Below are 6,945 nucleotides of genomic sequence, written 5' to 3'. Positions count from 1 at the left end.
GTATCTTCTTGCAAAATAATACATTTACCTGTTTTCTTAACAGAAGCATAAATAGTGTCTAAATCTAAAGGTTGCAAGGTTCGTAAATCTATAACATCTGCAGAAATTTCAGGATTCTTTGCTAACGCTTCTAACGCCCAATGCACACCCGCACCAAAAGAAATTACAGTAATATCATTTCCTTCTTTAAGTAAAGCTGCTTTTCCTAAAGGAATCGTATAATAATCAGTTGGAACGTCTTGATGTATACTTCTATATAATTGTTTGTGTTCAAAAAACAAAACTGGATTTGGATCATTAATTGCGGTATTTAAAAGCCCTTTTACATCATACGGAAAAGCCGGATATATCACTTTTAACCCTGGTGTTTTAGTAAACCATGCTTCATTGGTTTGCGAATGAAAAGGACCTGCTTGAGTACCACCACCGCAAGGCATTCGTACTACTACATCCGCTTTTTCGTTCCAACGGTAATGTTGTTTGGCTAATAAATTGACAATCGGATTAAATCCTGTAGAAACGAAATCGGCAAATTGCATTTCTACAATTGCTTTGCATCCGTTTATAGACAAGCCCATTCCTGTAGACACTACGGCACTTTCGCAAATGGGTGTATTTCGCACACGTTCTTTTCCAAATTCAGCAACAAAACCATCTGTAATTTTAAACGCACCACCATACTCTGCAACATCTTGACCCATAATTATTAATTCCGGGTAACGTTGCATCGATTGTCGTAACGATTGTGAAATGGCATCAATAAATCGAATGTTTTCGGTTACTTCCGATGGGTTGATTTCTTGATGAATATAAGGTGCATAAACATCGTTTAACTCTTCTTCTAAATTAGCCACTACTTCTTCTGCAGCTTGAGTAATCGCCCAATGTTCATCTATTTCAGCTTTAATTGCTTCACGAATTTGATTATCCTCATTTTCAGATAACACATCAGTAGCTATTAAATATTTTCTATAATTTTCGATTGGATCTTTTTCAGCCCAAATATCCATTAATTCTTGAGGTACATATTTAGTACCACTCGCCTCTTCATGTCCACGCATTCTGAAGGTTTTAAACTCTAACAAAACAGGACGAGGATTGGCAATCATTGAAGCTTTGAGTGCTGAGATTTTAGTATAAACTTCTAAAATATTATTACCATCAAGTACATGACTTTCCATTCCGTAGCCGATACCTTTATCCGCTAAGTTTTCACAACGATACTGTTCGTTCGTTGGTGTTGAAAGTCCGTAACCGTTATTTTCAATAACGAACAATACTGGTAAATCCCAAACTGCGGCAATGTTTAACGCTTCGTGAAAATCACCTTCTGAAGTAGCGCCTTCACCTGTAAAAACAGCGGTAACTTTACCATTTTGTTTTAATTTATTTGCCAAAGCAATTCCGTCAGCCACACCTAATTGCGGACCCAAATGCGAAATCATTCCAATAATTTTATATTCTTGAGTTCCGAAATGAAAACTTCTATCTCTACCTTTTGTAAAGCCGGTTTTCTTTCCCTGCCATTGCGAAAACAATCGGTGCAAAGGAATCTCACGCGAGGTAAATACGCCTAAATTTCTATGCATTGGTAAAATGTATTCGTCTGCATCTAAAGCACACGTAATTCCTACAGAAATAGCTTCTTGTCCGATACCTGAAAACCATTTTGATACTTTTCCTTGTCGTAACAAAATGAGCATTTTTTCCTCAATTAGTCGGGGTTTAACTAATTTTTTATATAAAGTAAGTAACGTTTCGTTGCTAATATCTTGTCTATCAAAAATCATAAGTTGTAGGTGTCAAATTTTCTTCAAAAGTAGTAAAAATAACATTTTAAATGAATTTTGTTAGAATAATAATTATTTAATTTTATTATATTATAATTATTTAGAAACCTTTAATATTATTAAATCAATTACCATTTATATTAAAAATTACTTCATCTTATTTCTTGATGCAATACTATTTTGAATGTACCCTTTTTCATTATCAGATTCCTTAAATTTTTCCTCGTCTAATAACTCCTTTAATTGATTTTTAAAATCAATTATTAGTTTACTACGTCCTGTGAAATAGGTTTTTCTATTTACTAATACATCGTTTTCATAGGTCTCTAAAATTCGATAACAACCTGCAAAACTTGACCATTCCTTAGCAAGACCATCTAACTTTCCATTCTTATAGTTTGCACTTTCACAAACTATCCCATTAAGATAATATGACTCATAAACGCCCTCTCTTATACCATCTTTTGTATGATATCTTTCAGATAATGACCTGTCTTTTCGATAAATTAGATTTAATCCATTATCTGAAAGAACATCTATACATAGCTCTCTTTTTTTAAAAAAATTAAATAGACCCATCTTTTATTTAAAAAGTCTGAACCATAACCACATAGTCCGAATACAGTTTTATTTTTTCAACCTGTGATAACGAACTAACTTTATTTTTCTTTTTCGGTTTAGGGATATTCACCGGAACAATATCTATCAAGTTTTTAAGAAATGAAGATTTCACGGCATAATTTACGTTTTCACTAGTATATTGGTCTTTATCTAGTTGAGCTACCACTACTCCAACAACATTACCATAGTTATCAAATAATGGCCCACCACTATTACCACTCTGAATAGGTAATGATACTTGGTATCTGGTTACATCATCATCTATAGCGATTAAAGAACTTACTTTGCCATCTGTAAACTTCACTGTTTCCCCAATTACATCTGCTAAAGGAAAGCCCAAGGTAAAAATCTCATTTCCAACAGCCACTGATTCCGATGCAATTTTGTAAGGTAAATCTGGTAATGGAACAAAAGTACTATCGGTAATTTTAAGTATAGACAAGTCATTTGCTTTATCTGAAAGAACCACAACCGCTTTATATTTTTTGGTTTCACCATTATTAGTACACTTTATCCAAACTTCATTAGCTTCATCAATTACATGATAATTAGTAGCAACAAATCCTGACTTCTCAATAAAAAAACCAGAACCGCTTCCAGTCCAATTAAACTTACCCAGGTCTAAACCGTTTTGTACTTCATCATATGGCTCGGTGTCTTTAAAAACAAAATCTTTAATAATGATTGAAGAATTGACAACCTTTTCATCTTGAAACAGTACAATTTTAAATTCACTACCTTCAAAATCAAATAAATATTGAGTATCAACTATCTCCCCATTAATTATATAAAAGATTTTTTCTTCCTTTCGAACAATCTTCAAAACATTTTCAGCACCTACACCCAAATTAATCTTATCGGTTTTACTAAACTTATTTCCAAAATTTACATTATCAACTAAGTTATCTACTGTAAAAGTTCCTTGATTTGTAACTAAAAATTGATTGTAGGTATTTTCTACCATATTTTCATTCCATAATAATCCAAATTGTAAATTGGAATTATCTGTGTTTTTAAAAGTAACTTCAAATGAAAAATCATCATAATTTTTCCAAGGAAGATTTAAACCAATTGAAAAATCTTCACTTTTTTCTTTAGAAAAAGAAACCAACATACCTTCTTTGTCTTTTGCATAATGAGTTGAATCACTAGAAAACCAACGACTTTGTATTTCGTCTTTTAAAAAGGTATTTTTAACTACAACTTTACATTTTTGGTATTCGTTACATTCATGACAGAGCGGTTCTATTTCTCCATTAGTATATGAATCAATACTTCGTAACGTTCCGTCAGAATATCTCATAATCCAATCTTTATGTTTATAGCCATCCAAATACATTCCTTTTTGGAAAATCTTGTTATTTCCAAAATAACTAACATAAGAGCCATTCAATATCCCTTTGTCAAAAGTTTCCTCATAATCTTTTATTCCACTAACAAGAAAATATTTCCAAAGTCCTATTTTTAGTCCGTTTTCATAATTACCTTCAGTTATAATTTTACCATTTTTAGCAAATTCGTTGAAAGCTCCATAAAATTTAGATTTTGATAGTTGTTCTAGATTAAGCTCAGTAGAACTAAATCTTGATCTCACCTCTCCCGTTTTATAAAAAGTCTGATAGTTTTCATTTTTCTTGGAAGTATCAAAAGAAAGTGTATAATCATAATGAGTATCCTTTGCAACCTCCCATTTTGAATTAAAATAAATTGTTTGAGATTGGGCAAATAAGTTTGCGGTACTGGAAATAATAACCAGTAAAATAATAGATAGCATTTTCATTTTAGTTTTGTTTTTCATAATTAAAAAATTAGGTTAATAATAAGTTTGGTTTTGCATTTCTGATATACTATATCTATTTAAAAAAGATAATTCAGCATATTATTATAAAAGTAATTTTCAATTCATAGAAGGGGTTTTGTTAGTTAGATTATAAAATTATTGTAAAATGTATCTGTATCAAAATAGCTTTAAAGGCCTATTTCATGACAAAAAAGGTAACACTACTAACAAGCTTATTAGTATTAATTTAAAATAGAATATAAATTAGTTCTACTTATAATAAAACAAAAATTCGGCACCAATAAAATTTATATAAACTTTTAAACGTTAGTTGATTAGTTAATTCTATTGCATGAGTTTGTTATTTCACAAGAAATAGATAGTGGTAAATTTAATTTAGATTTCGTTAACAAATGGTAATGCTACTTTAGGAATGTTAATAGAGTTAGAAAAGCAACTATATTTTTCCCAACAAGGTAATTTCCCATAATGCGAAATTGTATTTTCATACACATAGTCATGATTATACTGATACATTCTCCCGTTTGGAAAATTGACAATAATAATTAAACTATTACCATACCAATCTTTAGATATTTTAAAACATTTAGATTCTCTTTGATCTAAGAAATTATTAATTTTTGATTTAATTGAGCTTTCTTTTTTAACATCTTTCGTGTTAACTATAAATTTATCATTTTTCTTAGTTTTTGGTTGATTGAAATCCTTTAACTTATAATCTATTATTATATCTTTCGGTTCTTTAATTGCTATACAAAAACCTTGTCCTTCAACAAACGCTTTAAAAATGAATTTATTTGTTTCATTGTAAAAATGGTTATATAGCCACCAGATTACATATTCAATACATTGATTGTTTTCACCGTAATCAATAGGCATGTCATATTTTCTTGGTGAGAAAAAAGGAAAATGATTTAAAGGACTTAACAATCTAAGACATCTTCTTTTTAAATCATTTTTATGAGTAATTAACTCGCCATTAGGTGAACATTGAAAAATATGACAATGCTTCCATCCATTTTTTGAAAATGAATGATGCTTTCTACCAATAATACCCCACTCACTTTTTTGTCTTTCCTCTTTTCTTAAAGCAAACGCAATTGGAAAACTTTTATTTTCAATTAAATCTTTAAAATCTAATTCAAATAAATAGTATGTATTCATAAAAACCCACAAAGCAGGTTCGTTATCTGAAACAGTAAAAGAACAGTTTTCATAAGAAAACAAACTTCCTCTATAACTATGATTTTTAAATTTTCTTAAAACTAATAAAGATGTATCCATCTCAATATATTTAACTAAATTAAGATGATTCTTAATCATTATATCTTGATTAGGAAGCAATTTAGTTAATTCTAAATCTAAAAATTCCCTTAAAGTATTACTTTTAATAATATTTGTACCTGGATATTTTCTCATATTTTTTATTTAATAGATTAATTAAAATTTTTAAGAATTTTTTTTTAGAATTTGAGTTCAATGAAACAATAGTCTATACTATACAGAGCTTGTCAAGTGCTATTTTGTTCTTTTTGACTTTATTTTTATGATTTATATAATATTATAACAAATAATTTAAATATAATTTAAAACTTTAACAATTATATTTTTAATTTTTATTAATAATTCAATAAAAAATGCGCACCAAACAGTCTGTTTTAAACAAAGAAAACAGAAAAAGCTCCAAAAATCATTAAGATTTTTATACTAATTTCATAAAAACATATCCTATTTGTGTAATTATTTATTTAATTAAAAATTAATTACATAAAAAATATAGAATGAAATAGTTTTTTGACAATCCTATTTATAGTACTATCTTTGCAGGATTAAAATTTAGAATAATGTCATTAAGATACAGATTAGCATTTTATTTATTCGGTTTGTTAATTGGGTTTTATTTTGTGGGGGAATTTTTATCTGCAAAAGCGACTTCTAGAGGCGTAACCTTTTGTTATTTTCCAAATTGCAGAGTCATAAAAGACATAAGAAGCAAACCTTTTAAAACATCTGCAGCAGTGGATAGCATTTTTGCTAAAAAAACAACCACTATGAAAGCCATTGATGAAGCAATTTCTAATGGTGATGTCGATTTTTCAAAAAGTAACGTTCCTTATAAAAATGGAAAAAAATACATAATTGATTCTCAATTATCTGAAAATAAAAAAGTTACCTTAACCATAATAAATCAAACCGATAAAGTAATTTTAGAGGATATACAATTTAAATAATTATTTATATTTTTTTACTTGGAAATGTAATATTTGAGTGTATATTTGCACTCGCAATACGAAAGTAGTGCATTTTATTGGGGCAATTAGCTCAGCTGGTTCAGAGCACCTCGTTTACACCGAGGGGGTCGGGGGTTCGAACCCCTCATTGCCCACAAACATTTAACTCCTTAAGAAATTAAGGAGTTTTTTTATGTCAAAAAAATAATTTTAGAGAATTAATAAAAACGTATTATTAAGTAATGTTTTTATAAAAAATTGTCTTGTCCTAAAATAGCTATACACAAAACAGTGTGTATGGAAAATCAAAACGAAGTAATTTACGCCGTTCGTGAGAACAATCAAAGTCATTATGACAAGCGACTGATTTTAAATATTGTCAAAGAAGTTGAAAGAGGTTTACCTAGAAAGGAAGCTGTCCGGGTTTATGGAATTGGTAAAGCCTCATTGGATAATTGGATGAGGGTTTATGGTTCGATAAACTATCATGAGAATATCAAGC

General features: G+C 29.3%; 5 protein-coding genes, 1 tRNA gene and 1 pseudogene. 3 read left to right on the top strand and 4 right to left on the bottom strand.

The window, feature by feature from the left end:
* The 4 genes from KA468_RS09975 to KA468_RS09960 form a co-directional block, all read right to left on the bottom strand.
* Positions 1-1,790: thiamine pyrophosphate-dependent enzyme (locus KA468_RS09975; protein ID WP_291242791.1), on the bottom strand; the 1,790-nt coding region annotated here is incomplete at its 3' end.
* Positions 1,791-1,937: 147 nt separating this feature from the next.
* Entirely contained in the window at positions 1,938-2,369 is a 432-nt protein-coding gene (locus KA468_RS09970) for a hypothetical protein (RefSeq protein WP_291242790.1), read from the bottom strand.
* A gap of 7 nt (positions 2,370-2,376) precedes the next feature.
* Positions 2,377-4,209, bottom strand: coding sequence for a trypsin-like peptidase domain-containing protein (locus KA468_RS09965; protein ID WP_291242789.1), 1,833 nt, complete (start codon positions 4,207-4,209; stop codon positions 2,377-2,379).
* 378 nt (positions 4,210-4,587) lie between these two features.
* Positions 4,588-5,631 carry a hypothetical protein gene (locus KA468_RS09960; RefSeq protein ID WP_291242788.1) on the bottom strand — a complete coding sequence of 348 codons (1,044 nt, stop codon included), beginning with the start codon at positions 5,629-5,631 and terminating at the stop codon, positions 4,588-4,590.
* 425 nt (positions 5,632-6,056) lie between these two features.
* Between KA468_RS09960 and KA468_RS09955 the strand changes: the two genes are divergently transcribed.
* From KA468_RS09955 to KA468_RS09945, 3 genes and pseudogenes are all read left to right on the top strand, one after another.
* A complete protein-coding gene (locus tag KA468_RS09955; RefSeq protein ID WP_291242787.1) occupies positions 6,057-6,443 on the top strand; it encodes a DUF4258 domain-containing protein in 387 nt (128 codons plus the stop codon).
* A gap of 80 nt (positions 6,444-6,523) precedes the next feature.
* A tRNA-Val gene (locus KA468_RS09950) sits at positions 6,524-6,598 on the top strand.
* A 142-nt stretch (positions 6,599-6,740) separates the two neighbouring features.
* Positions 6,741-6,945, top strand: a pseudogene (locus tag KA468_RS09945) (hypothetical protein); the annotation flags it as partial.

Origin of the sequence: Flavobacterium sp. (assembly GCF_017985075.1) — a bacterium.
Lineage (GTDB): Bacteria > Bacteroidota > Bacteroidia > Flavobacteriales > Flavobacteriaceae > Flavobacterium.
This window is presented reverse-complemented; position numbering and strand designations above follow the sequence as displayed.

Bases quoted from the DNA above. Each gene is read 5' to 3' on its own strand.
- KA468_RS09970 (WP_291242790.1), bottom strand. From the start codon at position 2,369: ATGGGTCTATTTAATTTTTTTAAAAAAAGAGAGCTATGTATAGATGTT.
- KA468_RS09965 (WP_291242789.1), bottom strand. From the start codon at position 4,209: ATGAAAAACAAAACTAAAATGAAAATGCTATCTATTATTTTACTGGTT.
- KA468_RS09960 (WP_291242788.1), bottom strand. From the start codon at position 5,631: ATGAGAAAATATCCAGGTACAAATATTATTAAAAGTAATACTTTAAGG.
- KA468_RS09955 (WP_291242787.1), top strand. From the start codon at position 6,057: ATGTCATTAAGATACAGATTAGCATTTTATTTATTCGGTTTGTTAATT.